This window comes from Aquamicrobium zhengzhouense, from assembly GCF_016124105.1.
Classification (GTDB): Bacteria; Pseudomonadota; Alphaproteobacteria; order Rhizobiales; family Rhizobiaceae; genus Aerobium; species Aerobium zhengzhouense.
On record NZ_JADGMQ010000013.1, the window covers coordinates 18,484 to 33,338 of the forward strand.

Genomic DNA, 14,855 nt, shown 5'->3' on the forward strand with positions numbered 1-14,855 from the left:
ACCGCTTGCCGCGCGGAATCGCAGTGGTTAACCTTAACAAATCATGAATACGCTCTCGATCGACATCAGGAAGGCTGAACCGCGCGATGCGGAAGCAGTCGCTTGCGTGCATCACCAAGCATGGCAGGGCGCCTATGCGGGGATCATCCCGCACCGCGCTCTCAACACCATGATCGGCCGCCGTGGCCAGGCATGGTGGGATAACGCCATTCGCCGTGCCGCCAGTGTCCTGGTGATCGAGATGGGCGGTGACATTGTTGGCTATGCAACGCTGGGCCGCAACCGCGCCCGCGAGCTGCCGCAGGAAGGCGAGATCTACGAGCTTTACCTGCGTCCTGAATATCAGGGCATCGGCCTTGGCAAGCGCCTTTTCAATGCCGCTCGCGATCGGCTGGAAGCGCATGGGCTGTCCGGTCTCGTGGTCTGGGCGCTCGAAGACAACGACAACGCACTGCGCTTCTACGAGGGCGCAGGCGGACGTGACGTCGCCGAGGGCGTCGAAGTGTTCGACGCCAAGGCACTGCGCAAGATCGCGTACGTCTGGAACTAGAATATTTCGGGGCCAAAGCGCCCCGTCTCCATCCCTATCTGCTGACTTTTGCAGGGCGTCGAAACGTCCTGCTTTGCGGTGCTGCATTGCAATAGCGCGCCTGTCGGTATATCCGCACGGGCGAGTACGCTCTGCTCCTTGAGCGATTTTTCAAGCCTTAGCAGGAAGAAGCAAATGCTTATCGACGCCATCTCCATCGGCAAGAATCCGCCAGAAGACGTGAACGTCATCATCGAGGTGCCGGTCGGCGGCCACCCGATCAAGTACGAGATGGACAAGGATTCCGGCACGCTCGTCGTCGACCGCTTCCTTTACACGCCGATGACCTATCCGGGGAACTACGGTTTCGTTCCGCACACCCTGTCCGACGACGGCGACCCGATCGACGTTCTCGTCTGCAACACCCGTCCGCTCATCCCCGGCTGCGTTATCAATGTGCGCCCGATCGGCGTTCTCGTCATGGAAGACGATGGCGGCCAGGATGAGAAGGTCATCGCTGTTCCGGTCCCGAAGCTGACCCGCCGTTACGAGAACGTCTTCGAGCACACCGACCTGCCGGAGATCACCCTCAAGCAGATCGAGCACTTCTTCGCGCACTACAAGGATCTGGAGCCGGGCAAGTGGGTCAAGATCGACGGCTGGCACGGTTCGGAATATGCCAAGAAGCTGATCGTCGAGGCGATCGAGCGCGCCAAGGCCAAGGGCTGATCTCGTCTCGCCCCTTCTAAAACAAGAACGCCCGACGGCCTTGCCGCCGGGCGTTTCTTTTTATGGTTCATTGATATTGTTCATCCGGCCAGTGACCTGATCCGTTCCTCAATGTCATCGGCATTTGAGGTGATCCGCACGGTTTTCAGCCGCGCCGTATCACCCGACACGATTTCGACATCGCGCGCAGGAACCCCGAGCGTCGCGGCGATCAGCTTGACCAGGGCCTGATTGGCCTTGCCTTTTTCAGGTACAGCGCGCACGCGCGCCTTCAGATGCGCGCGCCCGTCGGATGCGATCTCGACACCCTCCACCGCCTCGCGCGACGATTTCGGCGTCAGCCTGATGAACAGATCGAACCCGTCCTTGACGGGCCGGTAATACGTCTCGCTCACACCAGGGCAGGCGCGATCGTCGTCCAGAGAAGCTGGCGAATGAAGAAGATGATGAGCAGCAGGATGATCGGCGAAATATCGATGCCGCCAAGATCCGGCAAAATGCGCCGGATCGGCCGCAGCGCCGGCTCGGTCACCCGGTGCAGAAAGTAGCCAATATTCGCGACAAACTGGTTGCGCGGATTAACGACATTGAACGCGTAGAGCCAGGAGAACACGGCGGAGCCAATGATGAACCACCAATAGATGCTGAGAGCGAGATCAATCGTCTGGATAAGCGCAAGCATGCCGTTTTCCCTATGAAGCCCAGAACATGTAAACAAGGCCGGCGTGAGCGGCAAGGGCGGATGGTGGGGAAGGGGTGATAGGTTTTGCCAGTCAGCTATCGGCCCAAAGGGGCATCGCGGACCAGGCGGTAGGGAAACCTGAATCACCCAGCTTAATATTTGGCGCGATTGGAAAAGTGGAAATATGGCGTTGGAGGCGAAGATGCCATTCCGTTCGAGGGTTTATCCGCCTCAAGAGGAACCGCATTATCGATAGGGCGGCATAGAGCCTTTTATTCCCTCCATCCATCGCCACTAGATGATCGAGGTCAGGCAATGCACCCAAATAGGGCAAGGCGGGCGATCAATAAGCGGGCGGTTCCACACTCGCGTGTGGTGCGCACAAGCGTTACGCAGTGCGCTAATTGATCTGATCCATGACTTTATTAAATGAGGGCCGTCTCTGCTCGGAATGCCGTAGCTGGCGGCGATCTTCTTCAGATCTGCATAGCGCATCCCCGAAAGGAATATGGATAAGGGGCCGAAATCCAGAAGTTCTACCGCCATGGTTGCAGGCCTTCCGCTCAGAGCGGCATTAGCTTCGCATCGTTGATCGCTATTCAGGACCTGACGCGATTTCAGCGCAGCCTCTTGCCGCAGCCACTCTCCCTCGTCCGCACCGTAACTTCCCGTCGTTTCCGCCATCTACCGCCCATGAGTGCGCACGCTTCTTTTGCCAGGATGAACGGCATCGGCAACAATATCATTGAGGCTTGGTCGCCGGGGCCGCATTTCTGCTGAATCGCGCCACCCATCGGGCCACCGGCTCTGCGCAGGCTCCGATCCGAAACTGGTCCGAACTATCGGGCGGCTTCCCGAACCAGTTTCCCTCTCCTCCCCGAACCCGCCCCCGTCATATTTTAGCGCCGGTTGATTTGCTAAAGGCGCGGCGCGTTTGCTTGGCTTGCGATTCGCCCTTCGGCGGCGCTGGTCGCGAATGCGCAAGCGCTATGCTCGGCCGAATGCCGGGCTTTCAAATTTCGGATCTTGCATGCACATCATCATCATCAGCCGCCAGGAGGAAGAGACGCGCCGTGCGTTTCAGACCGGACAGATGGCGCGGCTTGGGCTTTCCTTCGAATTCCTTGACGCCTTTGAGGCGCGCGATCTGACTGACGCCGAATGTCAGGCGGCGGCCAATATGTGGCCAAGCCCCTCGCTGCCGCAGGACATCGCCTGCTTCCGCTCGCACCGTCTTGCCTGGACAAGGGTCGTGAAGACCGGCCAGCCGACCCTCATCCTTGAGGACGATGCCGTGCTGGCAGAAACGCTGCCGCAGGTGCTGACGGCGATCGAAGCCGCACAAATTCCGGCAAACGCCGCCTTCGACCTCGAATTCACGCCAGAACCGCACATTCTGGATGATCGCGAGAAGCTGGCGTTTCTTGGCGGCAAGGTGGTGGCGCGACGTGTGTTCAAGAACCGCGTCGGCCTGGCCGCCTATGTGATCGGACCGCAGGTTGCGGGGCGGATGCTGAAGGATACCGAGCGCTACGGCCTCATCGATTCCTATTTCTGGCACCGCCCTTGGCTGATGGGGCTGCAGATTGAACCTGCCCAGGCAGTGCAGATGCGGTTCCTCCAGGACAACGAGGATGCCCAGCCGTACCATCGCCCGCAGGAAAAACGACTTTTTCGTCCCTCCAGTAAGTTGCGCAAGGCGCTGCTGCGTCTGGAGTTGGAGCTGAATCGCGGTCGCTGCCTGCTCCAGGCGGCCTTCCACTCGCAGCGGCGCCAGCCGCTGATAGATCGCGCCCAGTTCAGAACCTGATGTTGCCGGTACGGGCGTGAGCGGCATTGCTTCACACCTCGCCTGCACTGGTAATTTCGCGTCGTTTCCGCCATATACCGCCCATGAGTGCGCCCGCTTCCTTTGCCAAGATGAACGGCATCGGCAACAAGATCATTGTTGCCGATATGCGTGGTCGCATGGACCGCATTTCGGCGGACGCCGCGATTGCGCTTGCCGCCGATCCGGCCACGCATTTCGATCAGATCATGGCGATCCACGATCCGCGTCTCGCAGGCACAGATTTTTATATCGAGATCATAAATTCTGACGGCTCGCTGGCGCAGGCCTGCGGCAACGGCACCCGCTGCGTCGTCTCGGCGCTGGCCGCCGAGACCGACAAGAAGGTTTTTACCTTCCAGACGCTCGCCGGCATCGTCAACGCGGTCGAGCACGAGGATGGCCTCATCTCCGTCGATATGGGCAAGCCGCGCTTTGACTGGCAGGACATTCCGCTCGCCGAGGAGTTTCGCGACACCCGCGCCATCGAGCTCCAGGTCGGCCCGATTGACGCGCCGGTGCTGCATTCGCCATCGGTCGCCTCGATGGGCAATCCGCACGCGATCTTCTGGGTCGATGAAGACGTCTGGTCCTACGACCTCGAAAAGTTCGGGCCGCTGCTGGAAAACCATCCGATCTTCCCGGAACGCGCCAACATCACGATTGCGCAGGTCAGTTCGCGCGAGACATTGAACATTCGCACCTGGGAGCGTGGTGCTGGCCTGACGCTTGCCTGCGGCTCGGCTGCGTGCGCGGCTGCGGTTTCGGGCGCCCGCACCGGGCGCACCTTGCGCACCGTGACAATTACCGCCCCAAGCGGCGGCAAGCTCATCATTGAATGGCGCGCCGACGACCACGTCATCATGACCGGCCCGGCCGAATGGGAATTTGCCGGCGAGTTCGATCCGAAGACCGGCTCATGGCAACACGCCAGCGAGGACGCGGTATGATGGCTGACGTTTGCGTGGGGAACACCCCCACCCCTAACCCCTCCCCACAAGGGGGAGGGGAATTGGTGCATTTCGCTTCGGCAGCAGCATTCGTTGCCATGCTCCACGTCCCAGAATCCCCCTCCCCCTTGTGGGGAGGGGTACGGGGTGGGGGTAGCCTTGAGGAGATCCAGCCGTGAGCGATCCGAAGGGTATCGACATCCTCACCTTCGGTTGTCGGCTGAATGCCTATGAATCGGAAGTGATGCGGCGTGAGGCGCATGCGGCGGGGCTGGATACGCTCGCCGGCGGTGCTGTCATCGTCAACACCTGCGCTGTCACGGCTGAGGCTGTGCGTCAGGCCAAGCAGGCGATCCGCAAGGCGCGCCGCGACAATCCCGACGCGCGCATCATCGTCACCGGCTGTGCCGCCCAGACAGAGCCGGCGAGCTTTGGCGAAATGGACGAGGTCGACCTTGTCCTTGGCAATGAGGAAAAGCTGAAGGCTCATTCCTATCGCGCCCTGCCGGACTTTGGCGTCAACGATTTCGAGAAGGTGCGCGTCAACGACATCATGTCGGTGACCGAAACCGCCTCGCATATGGTGGATTCCCTTGATGGCCGCGCCCGCGCCTTCGTGCAGGTGCAGAACGGCTGCGATCATCGCTGCACCTTCTGCATCATCCCATATGGTCGCGGAAATTCGCGTTCGGTGCCGATGGGCGGGGTAATCGAGCAGGTCAAGCGCCTCGTCGACAACGGCTTTCGCGAGGTGGTGCTCACCGGGGTTGATCTCACCTCTTACGGCGGCGATCTGCCGGGCTCTCCAAAGCTTGGCAAGCTGGTTACGACCATCCTGCGTCAGGTGCCGGACCTGCCGCGCCTTCGCCTGTCGTCGATCGATTCCATCGAGGCCGACGAAAGCCTGATGGACGCAATCGCATCGGAAACGCGCCTAATGCCACATCTGCATCTGTCGCTGCAGGCGGGTGATGACATGGTGCTGAAACGCATGAAGCGCCGGCACCTCCGCGACGACACCATCCGCTTTTGCGAGGATGTGCGCCGTCTGCGTCCAGACATTGCCTTTGGTGCCGACATCATTGCCGGCTTCCCGACCGAGACCGATGCGATGTTCGAAAACTCGCTGAAGATCATCGAGGAATGCGGCCTGACGCATCTGCACATCTTCCCCTATTCGCCGCGTCAGGGAACGCCAGCCGCGCGCATGCCGCAGGTCGACCGTCGGATCGTCAAGGAACGCGCCGCACTGCTGCGCCAGGCGGGCGATGCCGCCTACCGTCGTCACCTGGACCGTCTGGTTGGCACAAGCCAGCGTATCCTGATCGAGAAGGACGGCATCGGCCGCACTGAAAACTTCTTCGTCACCTCGATTGCAGCTGGCCAGCCCGGCGATATCATCGAGGCACTCATTTCCGGCCATGACGGCGAGCGGCTGATCGCCAGCCGCGCCTCCGTGTGCGCGGCTTGAACTAACTGGCAGGATCCATGGCGCTCGGTTTTATCAAGAAAATGTTCTCGTTCGGCAAGAACGAGGAAGATGAAGCAAAGCCGTTAGAGGCCGAACTGGAAACAGTTCAGACGGCAGAGCCGGAAGTCCCGGTCACGCCGCCAGCGGAAGTTCCGGCAGAGCCTGCAGCTGAACCCGAGCTACCGCAGCCGCAAGAGCCGGCCGTCGAGCCTGATATCCCGGCTGAAGTGCCTCCTGCGCCAGAGCCGGTGGAAGTGCCGGCCGAACCGGTCGTGCCACCTGCACCGGAACCGGCACCTACCGAGGTTCCGGCAGAAGAACCTGCGCCAGCCGAAATTCCGGTGATCGAACCTGAACCGCTTGCCGTGCCGCCGGCTCCTGTTGAGCCAGAGCCCGCACCATCGGAAATTCCCGCGCCTCCTCCGGTCGAGCCTGCCAAGGTCACGGTCTCCAAGGCGGTCGAAAAGAAGGTCGAGGAAGAACCTGTTGAAGCTGCACCGGAGCCGCGCCTTTCCTGGTACCAGCGCCTGTCGCTCGGCCTGTCGCGCTCGTCGCGGGAGTTGCGCGATTCCATCTCCGGCGTCTTCACCAAGCGCAAGCTCGACGAAGACACGCTGCAGGATCTGGAAGACGTGCTGCTCCGCGCCGATCTTGGCATGGAGACGGCAATCCGCGTCACGGATTCGCTTGCATCCGGCCGCTATGGCAAGGACATTTCGGACGATGAAGTTCGCAAGGTCATGGCCGAGGAAATCGAGAAAGTTCTGACGCCGGTCGCCAAACCGCTCGAACTGGATCTGTCGCACAAACCGCATGTCGTGCTCGTCGTTGGCGTGAACGGCACCGGCAAGACCACCACGATCGGCAAGCTTGCGGCGAAACTCACCGCTGGCGGCCTCAAGGTCACGCTCGCAGCCGGCGACACGTTCCGCGCGGCCGCGATCGAACAGCTGAAGATCTGGGGTGAGCGCACCAATTCCGAGGTTGTCTCGTCAAAGCTCGGTGCCGATGCTGCCGGCCTGGCCTTTGACGCGTTCGAGAAGGCCAAGGCCAATGGCTCCGATGTCCTCATCATCGACACCGCGGGCCGCCTGCAAAACAGCGCTGAACTGATGGCAGAGCTCGAAAAGATCGTCCGCGTCCTCGGCAAGCTCGATCCCGAAGCGCCGCATACGGTTTTGCAAACGGTCGACGCCACGACGGGCCAGAATGCTCTCAACCAGGTCGAGATCTTCCGTAATGTGGCCGGCGTCAACGGTCTTGTCATGACCAAGCTCGACGGCACGGCGCGCGGCGGCATCCTTGTGGCGATTGCCGCCAAGCATAAGCTGCCGGTCTATTTCATCGGCGTTGGCGAACAGGTCGACGATCTAGAACCGTTTTCCGCCGGCGACTTCGCCAAGGCGATTGCTGGAGTGAATTGATGGGCCAACCGGACTTTGAGCGTGAGCCTTCCGACCCGAAGAAGCCCGAGCTGAATCCGTTGCTCAAGCTTGGGCTCGAACTTGGCCCGTTGCTGGTCTTCTTCTTTGCAAACTCGCGCAGCGAATGGCTGATTGAAAAATGGCCGGTGCTGGGCTCGTTCGGCGGCCCGATTTTCATGGCCACCGGCCTCTTCATGGTTGCGACGGCAATCGCACTGATCGTCTCCTGGATGCTGACCCGCACCTTGCCGATCATGCCGCTCGTCTCAGGCGCCGTCGTCTTCGTCTTCGGCGCGCTGACGCTCTATCTGCAGGACGATGTCTTCATCAAGATGAAGCCGACAATCGTCAATTCCCTGTTTGGAGCGGTGCTCCTGGGCGGCCTGTTCTTTGGCAAGTCGCTCCTCGGCTATGTCTTTGAGTCTGCCTTCAAGCTGGATGCTGAGGGATGGCGCAAACTCACGCTTCGCTGGGGCATCTTCTTCTTTGTGCTGGCCGCGCTCAACGAAATCATCTGGCGTAATTTCTCGACCGATTTCTGGGTCGCGTTCAAGGTCTGGGGCACGATGCCTTTGACGATCCTCTTCACATTTACTCAGATGCCGCTCATCATGCGCCATTCCGTGGAGCAGAAGCCAGCCGAGTAGGGGGGACAGGATGGAGTTCATCACGACACGAGACGAACTCCGGACCCACTACAAGCAAGCGAGCGGACGCGCGGTCGCAAAGGAAATGCGGGCGCTGGATCGCCATGCCCGCACCTTCCTCGCCCACAGCCCCTTCGTGCTGATCGGCTCGCAAGACGCGGCCGGCAATGCAGACGTCACACCCAAGGGGGACAGGCCGGGCTTCGTCGCGGTCCTCGACGACGCCACCATCGCGATCCCCGATCGTCCCGGCAACAACCGGCTCGACACGTTCGAGAACCTGATAGAAAACCCGGCGATCGGCCTGATCTTCCTCATTCCCGGCATGAACGAGACGCTGCGCATCAATGGCAAGGCGCGGCTAACGGCCGATCTCGCCTTGCGCGAGCGTTTTGCCATCGACGGCAAATTGCCGATCAGCGTCTTGGTCGTCTCCGTCGATGCCTGCTACATGCACTGCGCCAAGGCGTTCATGCGCTCCTCGCTCTGGAAGCCCGAAACCTGGCCCGACCGCGCGTCGCTGCCCACCCTCGGCCAAATCCTCGCCGAACAGATCGCCACCAACCAGAGCGGCGAAGAGGTGGATGAAGCGTTGAGAACGTCTTACGCGCAGACGATGTGGTGAGCCCCACCTCAAGCCGTCCGGCGTGGATCCCCCGGTCAAGCCGGGGATGACGAGGGAAAAACGTTCCAGGTACATCGTCATCCTCGGGCCTGACCCGAGGATCCATGCCTGAGCGCTTCTCCAAAACAAAAAGGCGGACCAAAGCCCGCCTTTTCCGATCTCACAAATCGAAGCTGACGCTTAGACGCGGCGCTCGACCATCATCTTTTTGATTTCGGCAATTGCCTTGGCCGGGTTCAAACCCTTAGGGCAAGCCTGCGTGCAGTTCATGATGGTGTGGCAGCGATAGAGGCGGAACGGGTCCTCGAGGTTGTCGAGACGCTCGCCGGTCGCTTCGTCACGGCTGTCGATAAGCCAGCGATATGCCTGCAGCAGAACGGCCGGGCCGAGATAGCGTTCGCCATTCCACCAATAGCTCGGGCACGAGGTCTGGCAGCAGAAGCACAGGATGCACTCATAAAGACCGTCGAGCTTCGCACGGTCCTCATGGCTCTGACGCCACTCCTTTGCCGGCTCAGGCGACACCGTCTGCAGCCAGGGCTGGATCGAGGACAGCTGTGCGTAAGGAACGGTCAGGTCAGGAACCAGGTCCTTGACCACCGGCATATGCGGCAGCGGATAAACGCGGATGGCGCCGTCCACCTCATCGCAGCCCTTGGTGCAGGCGAGCGTGTTGGTGCCGTCAATGTTCATCGCGCACGAGCCGCAAATGCCCTCACGGCACGAGCGGCGCAGCGTCAGCGTCGGGTCGATCTTGTTCTTGATGTAAAGCAGGCCATCAAGAACCATCGGGCCGCAATCGTCCGTATCGACATAATAGGTGTCGAGACGTGGATTTTCGTCGTCGTCGGGCGACCAGCGATAGATCTTGTATTCACGCAGGTTGGTCGCGCCTTCCGGCTTCGGCCACACCTTGCCTTCTTGAACCCGCGAGTTCTTGGGTAGGGTGATTTCAACCATTGTCTTTCCCCGCGATCAGTAGACGCGCGCCTTAGGCGCAATCTTGGCCGGGTCAATGCCGCCCTGTTCAACAGGCAGCATGGTCTCGGTGTGAACCGGACGATAGTCGAGCTTGACGTTGCCCTTCTCGTCCACCCAAGCCAGCGTGTGCTTGCGCCAGTTGACGTCGTCACGAGCAGAGAAATCCTCGCGGGCATGGGCACCGCGGCTTTCCTTGCGCGCTTCCGCGCCATAGACGGTAGTAATAGCCGACGCCATCAGGTTTTCCAGCTCAAGCGTCTCGACAAGATCCGAGTTCCAGATCATCGAGCGGTCATAGACCTTGAGATCGGGAAGTTCCTTCCAGAGCGCAGAAATGCGGCGGCAGCCTTCTTCCAGCGTCTCCTGGGTGCGGAACACCGCGGCATCTTCCTGCATGGCGCGCTGCATCTTCTCACGCAGCACCGCCGTCGGGGTCGAGCCATTGGCGTGGCGCAGACGGTCGAAGCGCTCCATGATCTTTTCGCAGGCGGCTTCGTTGATGTCCGGCACGGCGGTTTCACGATCGATGACCTCACCGGCACGAATTGCGGCCGCGCGGCCAAAGACCACCAGGTCGATCAGTGAGTTGGAGCCTAGACGGTTGGCACCGTGCACCGAAGCACAGCCCGCCTCACCCACGGCCATCAGGCCCGGCTGGATGCGTCCCGGATTGTCGGCGTCGGCGTTGAGAACCTCACCCCAATAATTGGTCGGCACGCCGCCCATATTGTAGTGGACGGTCGGCAGAACCGGGATCGGCTCGCGCGTGACATCAACGCCTGCGAAGATCTTCGCGCTCTCGGAGATGCCCGGCAGGCGCTCATGCAGCACCGCCGGATCAAGGTGATCGAGGTGCAGGTAGATGTGGTCCTTGTTGCGACCAACGCCGCGACCTTCGCGGATCTCCATGGTCATGCAGCGCGAGACAACGTCACGCGAGGCAAGGTCCTTGGCCGACGGTGCGTAACGCTCCATGAAGCGCTCGCCCTCGGAGTTGACGAGATAGCCGCCCTCGCCGCGTGCACCTTCAGTGATGAGGCAGCCTGCGCCGTAAATGCCGGTCGGGTGGAACTGGACGAACTCCATGTCCTGCAGCGGCAGGCCAGCGCGCGCCGCCATGCCATTGCCGTCGCCGGTGCAGGTGTGTGCGGAGGTTGCCGAGAAGTACGAGCGGCCATAGCCACCGGTCGCCAGAACGACCATCTTCGCCGAGAAGCGGTGGATCGTGCCGTCATCGAGGTTCCAGGCCACGACGCCGGTGCAGACACCGTCGGTCATGATCAGGTCGAGGGCAAAGTACTCGATGAAGAACTGCGCGTTGTTCTTGACCGACTGGCCATAGAGCGTGTGCAGGATCGCGTGGCCGGTACGGTCAGCCGCGGCGCAGGTGCGCTGTACGGGAGGACCGTCGCCGAAGTTCTGCATGTGACCGCCAAACGGGCGCTGATAGATGCGGCCATCTTCGGTACGCGAGAACGGAACGCCGTAGTGCTCCAGCTCGTAGACCGCTGCCGGAGCCTCACGTGCAAGGTATTCCATTGCGTCAACGTCGCCGAGCCAGTCGGAACCCTTGACGGTATCATAGAGGTGCCACTGCCAATGGTCCGGGCCCATATTGCGCAGCGATGCAGCGATGCCGCCCTGAGCGGCAACCGTGTGCGAGCGGGTCGGGAACACCTTGGTGATGCAAGCGGTCTTCAGTCCCTGCTCGGCCATGCCGAGGGTAGCACGCAGGCCCGCGCCACCGGCGCCCACCACGACCACGTCGAACTTGTGGTCGACGAAGGTGTAGGCTTTTCCGTTAACGGCAGGACGTTCGACGGTCTTTCTGGTCTCGGCCACGTCTTTAGCCTCCGAATGCGATCTTGAGCAGCGCGAACAGGGATGCCGCACCGAGAATGATTGTGAAGAAGATGTTCAGCATCAGCAGCGCCAGCTTGCACACCCCGCCGTGGACATAGTCCTCGATGATCATCTGCATGCCGAGCTTCATGTGATAGAGCACCGACAGAAGCGCGAGGACGAGGACGATGGCAACCAGCGGGTTGCCGAGCGTTGCCCGAACTTCGGCGTAGGATGCGTCGCTCAATGCGATTACCAGGCCGATGAAGAACAGCATCAGCGGCAGATTGGCGACGCCGGTCAGGCGCTGGTACCAGAAATGGCCGGTGCCTTCACGAGCGGCACCGAGGCCACGAACTCGGGAAAGTGGAGTGCGGAAATCGGACATCTTATGCTCCCCGCGCCATGTAACCGATGATCCAGATGACGACTGTCAGGGCGACCGACACGAACGGCATGGCAACTGCCATCTTCGTTGAGGCGCGCTTTTCCAGCCAACGACCGGTGTCCATGACGAAGTGGCGAATCCCGCCCAGTGCGTGATGGATCAATGCCCAGGCGAAACCGAACAGGATGAGACGGCCCAGCAGGGATCCGTAAATCGCGCTCAGCGAATTGAACCAGTTCTCCGATGTTGCGGCAGCGAGAAGCCACGCGACAAAAAGGACGATTCCGAAATAGAGGGCGGCACCCGTGATGCGATGCACAATGGACATCATCATCGTTGGGATCGGCTTGTAAATTTGCAGATGCGGCGAAAGTGGTCTTGCGCGGGTGGCTGTGGTTTTGCTCATGGCTCCCCCAAAAGATGTGGGCCTCGCTCCGAGCTCGTTTGGCGGCTGTGCCGTGTACGGATCGCGACCTTTTGGCGTGCCGGTCTTCTAATGCGGATTTTGCAGCGCGTCAAAGACTGAAAGCGGCAATAATGGGGCCTGGGCTCAATCAATCGATTGAACCGGCATTGTGCCGTAGCGGCATCGTCAAAGACGCCGCTACGGCACCCAATAATATTAGCGGCGGCAGGTAAGCGGCTGCTTGCCGGCGTGCATCCAGAGCGCCTCGCCGCCCTCAACCACCAGCGCCATTCCGTCCTGGCCAAACCGCGAGGTCTGATTCGGGGGCGCGGCAGGAAGTTCGTAGACCTCGCCGGATGGGTCCGTCAGCCTGACGGCGCCGCGCGTGGATTCAACCCTCAAGCTGCCGCCAGCTTCGCAGGCATAGGTCGCATTGCGCGGCTGGGGCCTTGAGCCATCGCTCACCCCGCCTCCTTGCTGCGGAGACGCAACGCACCCCCCGACGGCAATCGCGACGCTCATCATGATACCGACGCGCACGACGGCTCGGCCCGAATACGGATTCGTCAACATGTGCGGCAGAGTACCCTTTGAATGTGGATATAAATGAGATGCCCCGAGCCCGTCGGGGCAGGAATCAGGTCACGTCGTAGCGGATGACGTGCGAGGTCCAGTCGGCTGGCGCCGCGACCTGCTCGTAAAGCCGGCGCCCATCTTCAGGCTGACGCGGTGCGTTGAGGACGAGACGCGACCAGCCGCGCTCTTCCGCCTGATCGCTTAGTACATCGATAAGCGCCTTGCCGATTCCCTTCTTGCGGTGATCGTGATGGACATAAAGATGATCGACCTGGCCGCACCGCAGCCCCGAGAGCGGGTCCGGCATGTCGGTGAAGACAACGAAGCCGACAAGCTCGTGGTCAATCCGCGCTCCGAGCACCTCTGCCGTGCGATCCTGCAGGAGCGTTTCGGCGTAAAACTCGTCGGGCCTGCGAGGGGCACCGCGCTTCAGCGCCTGCACGTATGCGGCGAGCAGTGGGGCGAACGCCCGAGCATCCTTCAGCCGCAGAAGGCTGATGTCGATTTGATGAGCCTGATTCATGCATCGCTCCTTCATGGTGCTGTATCGACCCCTGCCCGCCCGGCTGTCAATCGCCGCTATTAACCATGTTTGCAGCCCCAGACCGAAGTCCCGGCAAATGCTCTTAACAATGGTTAATAAAAGGTTAATATTTAAACAGAGAGATCATCCCATCAGCAGGAGAGTCTGATGCGCAGTGCAGTCCTCGCAACCTGGGTAACCGCCCTGACCCTTGCCTGCGCGTCGTCCGCGATCGCCGGCGGCACCTTGCGGGATCGGGTTCATGCCGACTCTTATGGAAATCTGGTGATACACAGCCCGGCCGGATACAAGCGCATCATTGTCGGCATGGGTCATACAGCGCAAGCGTATGAGCGCACCGGATCCTATCACGAGCCGGAAGTCGTCTACCTGAACGACAAGCGCCCCACCGCTCCCGATTACCGATATTGCACCCGTCAGCCCCATGTCTGGGTAGGGCGTAGCCACATGTACGGGCTCGAGGCCGGAATGGTGCCCCAGGCGCCCTTGGTCTGCAGGTAGCATCATGAAGATCTGCGGGCTGAAGTGATGCTGGCAGTCCTGCAGGATCGTGCAGCATTATTCTCCGCGGTCTGCGGTCTTGCTGGTGGACTGCTTGTCGCGGCCCTCGCTGACCCGAAAGCTCTCAACGACCATTTGTCGAACACGACATCGCCTCTTGCGACCGTCGAGCCAATGCCTTCAGCTTCCAAAAGCGCAATCGCTGATCCTTACGCCGAAGCACCGCTTCGCCTTCAACTGAGGGCGGATGGTGTCCTTGAACTGTCCGGCCTGATCGATCCCGGATCGGCGAACCGTTTTATAGCTGAGGTGTCGGGATTAGACGTCCGACCGACGGCTGTTGCGCTGCAATCTCCGGGTGGCTCGATCAATGATGCAATCCGCATTGCAAGGCACTTGCGCCAGATGAAGGTTGAAACGCGTATCGAAAATGGTGCGATTTGTGCCTCATCCTGTCCGCTTGTCTTTGCGGGCGGCGTAACCCGTACGGTCGAACCGAATGCATTTCTTGGCGTGCATCAGTTTTATGCAGACCACCCAATGCTCGACCCGGCGCATGCTATGGCTGACGCGCAGCTGACAGCCGCGCGCATTTCCCGATACCTTATGGAGATGGGCGTCGACCCCGCGCTATGGCTGCACGCTCTCGATACCCCGCCCGACCAACTCTATTATCTGTCGACGGAGGAGCTGAAGACCTATTCCATGGTGACGGAAGCGACCAGGTAAACG

19 protein-coding genes are annotated in these 14,855 nt (G+C 60.8%); 10 read left to right on the plus strand and 9 right to left on the minus strand.

Features of this window, described 5'->3' with window-relative positions; translation table 11 throughout:
• Positions 1 to 43 precede the first annotated feature (43 nt).
• On the plus strand, positions 44 to 550 hold the full coding sequence (locus IOD40_RS15520; protein ID WP_198477606.1) for a GNAT family N-acetyltransferase: 507 nt from the start codon (positions 44 to 46) through the stop codon (positions 548 to 550).
• A gap of 174 nt (positions 551 to 724) precedes the next feature.
• Positions 725 to 1,258 carry an inorganic diphosphatase gene (gene ppa, locus IOD40_RS15525; RefSeq protein WP_198477607.1) on the plus strand — a complete coding sequence of 178 codons (534 nt, stop codon included), beginning with the start codon at positions 725 to 727 and terminating at the stop codon, positions 1,256 to 1,258.
• 80 nt (positions 1,259 to 1,338) lie between these two features.
• On the opposite strand, the gene IOD40_RS15530 is transcribed toward ppa, so the two are convergent.
• The 3 genes from IOD40_RS15530 to IOD40_RS20370 all read right to left on the minus strand — a co-directional run bounded on the left by IOD40_RS15530 (position 1,339) and on the right by IOD40_RS20370 (position 2,624).
• Positions 1,339 to 1,653 (minus strand): DUF167 family protein, encoded by a 315-nt coding sequence (locus IOD40_RS15530; RefSeq protein ID WP_198477608.1) that lies wholly within the window; start codon positions 1,651 to 1,653, stop codon positions 1,339 to 1,341.
• Complete coding sequence (locus IOD40_RS15535; RefSeq protein WP_198477609.1) at positions 1,650 to 1,940, minus strand: YggT family protein; 291 nt, start codon at positions 1,938 to 1,940, stop codon at positions 1,650 to 1,652. Before IOD40_RS15535 ends, IOD40_RS15530 begins: the two co-directional genes overlap by 4 nt.
• 294 nt (positions 1,941 to 2,234) lie before the next feature.
• Positions 2,235 to 2,624 carry an Abi family protein gene (locus tag IOD40_RS20370; protein WP_198477610.1) on the minus strand — a complete coding sequence of 130 codons (390 nt, stop codon included), beginning with the start codon at positions 2,622 to 2,624 and terminating at the stop codon, positions 2,235 to 2,237.
• Positions 2,625 to 2,970: 346 nt separating this feature from the next.
• Between IOD40_RS20370 and IOD40_RS15545 the strand changes: the two genes are divergently transcribed.
• From IOD40_RS15545 to IOD40_RS15570, 6 genes are all read left to right on the plus strand, one after another.
• Positions 2,971 to 3,750 (plus strand): glycosyltransferase family 25 protein, encoded by a 780-nt coding sequence (locus IOD40_RS15545; RefSeq protein WP_198477611.1) that lies wholly within the window; start codon positions 2,971 to 2,973, stop codon positions 3,748 to 3,750.
• Positions 3,751 to 3,833: 83 nt separating this feature from the next.
• Positions 3,834 to 4,718 carry a diaminopimelate epimerase gene (gene dapF, locus IOD40_RS15550; RefSeq protein WP_198477612.1) on the plus strand — a complete coding sequence of 295 codons (885 nt, stop codon included), beginning with the start codon at positions 3,834 to 3,836 and terminating at the stop codon, positions 4,716 to 4,718.
• A 175-nt stretch (positions 4,719 to 4,893) separates the two neighbouring features.
• On the plus strand, positions 4,894 to 6,189 hold the full coding sequence (gene mtaB / locus IOD40_RS15555; RefSeq protein ID WP_198477613.1) for a tRNA (N(6)-L-threonylcarbamoyladenosine(37)-C(2))-methylthiotransferase MtaB: 1,296 nt from the start codon (positions 4,894 to 4,896) through the stop codon (positions 6,187 to 6,189).
• A gap of 17 nt (positions 6,190 to 6,206) precedes the next feature.
• Positions 6,207 to 7,613 carry a signal recognition particle-docking protein FtsY gene (ftsY, locus tag IOD40_RS15560; RefSeq protein ID WP_198477614.1) on the plus strand — a complete coding sequence of 469 codons (1,407 nt, stop codon included), beginning with the start codon at positions 6,207 to 6,209 and terminating at the stop codon, positions 7,611 to 7,613.
• Positions 7,613 to 8,260, plus strand: coding sequence for a septation protein A (locus IOD40_RS15565; RefSeq protein WP_198477615.1), 648 nt, complete (start codon positions 7,613 to 7,615; stop codon positions 8,258 to 8,260). Before ftsY ends, IOD40_RS15565 begins: the two co-directional genes overlap by 1 nt.
• Before the next feature lie 10 nt (positions 8,261 to 8,270).
• Positions 8,271 to 8,885, plus strand: a complete 615-nt coding sequence (locus IOD40_RS15570; RefSeq protein ID WP_198477616.1) for a pyridoxamine 5'-phosphate oxidase family protein — start codon at positions 8,271 to 8,273, stop codon at positions 8,883 to 8,885.
• Positions 8,886 to 9,065: 180 nt separating this feature from the next.
• On the opposite strand, the gene IOD40_RS15575 is transcribed toward IOD40_RS15570, so the two are convergent.
• From IOD40_RS15575 to IOD40_RS15600, 6 genes are all read right to left on the minus strand, one after another.
• Positions 9,066 to 9,845 carry a succinate dehydrogenase iron-sulfur subunit gene (locus IOD40_RS15575; RefSeq protein WP_198477617.1) on the minus strand — a complete coding sequence of 260 codons (780 nt, stop codon included), beginning with the start codon at positions 9,843 to 9,845 and terminating at the stop codon, positions 9,066 to 9,068.
• Between the two features lie 15 nt (positions 9,846 to 9,860).
• Entirely contained in the window at positions 9,861 to 11,708 is a 1,848-nt protein-coding gene (sdhA, locus tag IOD40_RS15580) for a succinate dehydrogenase flavoprotein subunit (RefSeq protein ID WP_198477618.1), read from the minus strand.
• A gap of 4 nt (positions 11,709 to 11,712) precedes the next feature.
• A complete protein-coding gene (gene sdhD / locus IOD40_RS15585; RefSeq protein WP_198477619.1) occupies positions 11,713 to 12,096 on the minus strand; it encodes a succinate dehydrogenase, hydrophobic membrane anchor protein in 384 nt (127 codons plus the stop codon).
• 1 nt (position 12,097) lies between these two features.
• Complete coding sequence (sdhC, locus tag IOD40_RS15590; protein ID WP_198477620.1) at positions 12,098 to 12,502, minus strand: succinate dehydrogenase, cytochrome b556 subunit; 405 nt, start codon at positions 12,500 to 12,502, stop codon at positions 12,098 to 12,100.
• A gap of 216 nt (positions 12,503 to 12,718) precedes the next feature.
• Positions 12,719 to 13,075 carry a hypothetical protein gene (locus IOD40_RS15595; protein ID WP_198477621.1) on the minus strand — a complete coding sequence of 119 codons (357 nt, stop codon included), beginning with the start codon at positions 13,073 to 13,075 and terminating at the stop codon, positions 12,719 to 12,721.
• Between the two features lie 64 nt (positions 13,076 to 13,139).
• Complete coding sequence (locus IOD40_RS15600; RefSeq protein WP_198477622.1) at positions 13,140 to 13,601, minus strand: GNAT family N-acetyltransferase; 462 nt, start codon at positions 13,599 to 13,601, stop codon at positions 13,140 to 13,142.
• 168 nt (positions 13,602 to 13,769) lie between these two features.
• Here IOD40_RS15600 and IOD40_RS15605 point away from each other — a divergent pair, with 168 nt between their 5' ends.
• Both IOD40_RS15605 and IOD40_RS15610 read left to right on the plus strand, forming a co-directional pair.
• On the plus strand, positions 13,770 to 14,123 hold the full coding sequence (locus tag IOD40_RS15605) for a hypothetical protein (RefSeq protein ID WP_198477623.1): 354 nt from the start codon (positions 13,770 to 13,772) through the stop codon (positions 14,121 to 14,123).
• A gap of 27 nt (positions 14,124 to 14,150) precedes the next feature.
• Positions 14,151 to 14,852 carry a COG3904 family protein gene (locus IOD40_RS15610; protein ID WP_198477624.1) on the plus strand — a complete coding sequence of 234 codons (702 nt, stop codon included), beginning with the start codon at positions 14,151 to 14,153 and terminating at the stop codon, positions 14,850 to 14,852.
• Positions 14,853 to 14,855 lie beyond the last annotated feature (3 nt).

What these genes read in the sequence shown, in the direction of transcription:
- IOD40_RS15520 (WP_198477606.1), top strand. Translation starts at nt 44, where the DNA reads ATGAATACGCTCTCGATCGACATCAGGAAGGCTGAACCGCGCGATGCG.
- ppa (WP_198477607.1), top strand. Translation starts at nt 725, where the DNA reads ATGCTTATCGACGCCATCTCCATCGGCAAGAATCCGCCAGAAGACGTG.
- IOD40_RS15535 (WP_198477609.1), bottom strand. Translation starts at nt 1,940, where the DNA reads ATGCTTGCGCTTATCCAGACGATTGATCTCGCTCTCAGCATCTATTGG.
- IOD40_RS20370 (WP_198477610.1), bottom strand. Translation starts at nt 2,624, where the DNA reads ATGGCGGAAACGACGGGAAGTTACGGTGCGGACGAGGGAGAGTGGCTG.
- IOD40_RS15545 (WP_198477611.1), top strand. Translation starts at nt 2,971, where the DNA reads ATGCACATCATCATCATCAGCCGCCAGGAGGAAGAGACGCGCCGTGCG.
- dapF (WP_198477612.1), top strand. Translation starts at nt 3,834, where the DNA reads ATGAGTGCGCCCGCTTCCTTTGCCAAGATGAACGGCATCGGCAACAAG.
- ftsY (WP_198477614.1), top strand. Translation starts at nt 6,207, where the DNA reads ATGGCGCTCGGTTTTATCAAGAAAATGTTCTCGTTCGGCAAGAACGAG.
- IOD40_RS15565 (WP_198477615.1), top strand. Translation starts at nt 7,613, where the DNA reads ATGGGCCAACCGGACTTTGAGCGTGAGCCTTCCGACCCGAAGAAGCCC.
- IOD40_RS15570 (WP_198477616.1), top strand. Translation starts at nt 8,271, where the DNA reads ATGGAGTTCATCACGACACGAGACGAACTCCGGACCCACTACAAGCAA.
- IOD40_RS15575 (WP_198477617.1), bottom strand. Translation starts at nt 9,845, where the DNA reads ATGGTTGAAATCACCCTACCCAAGAACTCGCGGGTTCAAGAAGGCAAG.
- sdhD (WP_198477619.1), bottom strand. Translation starts at nt 12,096, where the DNA reads ATGTCCGATTTCCGCACTCCACTTTCCCGAGTTCGTGGCCTCGGTGCC.
- sdhC (WP_198477620.1), bottom strand. Translation starts at nt 12,502, where the DNA reads ATGAGCAAAACCACAGCCACCCGCGCAAGACCACTTTCGCCGCATCTG.
- IOD40_RS15595 (WP_198477621.1), bottom strand. Translation starts at nt 13,075, where the DNA reads ATGTTGACGAATCCGTATTCGGGCCGAGCCGTCGTGCGCGTCGGTATC.
- IOD40_RS15600 (WP_198477622.1), bottom strand. Translation starts at nt 13,601, where the DNA reads ATGAATCAGGCTCATCAAATCGACATCAGCCTTCTGCGGCTGAAGGAT.
- IOD40_RS15605 (WP_198477623.1), top strand. Translation starts at nt 13,770, where the DNA reads ATGCGCAGTGCAGTCCTCGCAACCTGGGTAACCGCCCTGACCCTTGCC.
- IOD40_RS15610 (WP_198477624.1), top strand. Translation starts at nt 14,151, where the DNA reads ATGCTGGCAGTCCTGCAGGATCGTGCAGCATTATTCTCCGCGGTCTGC.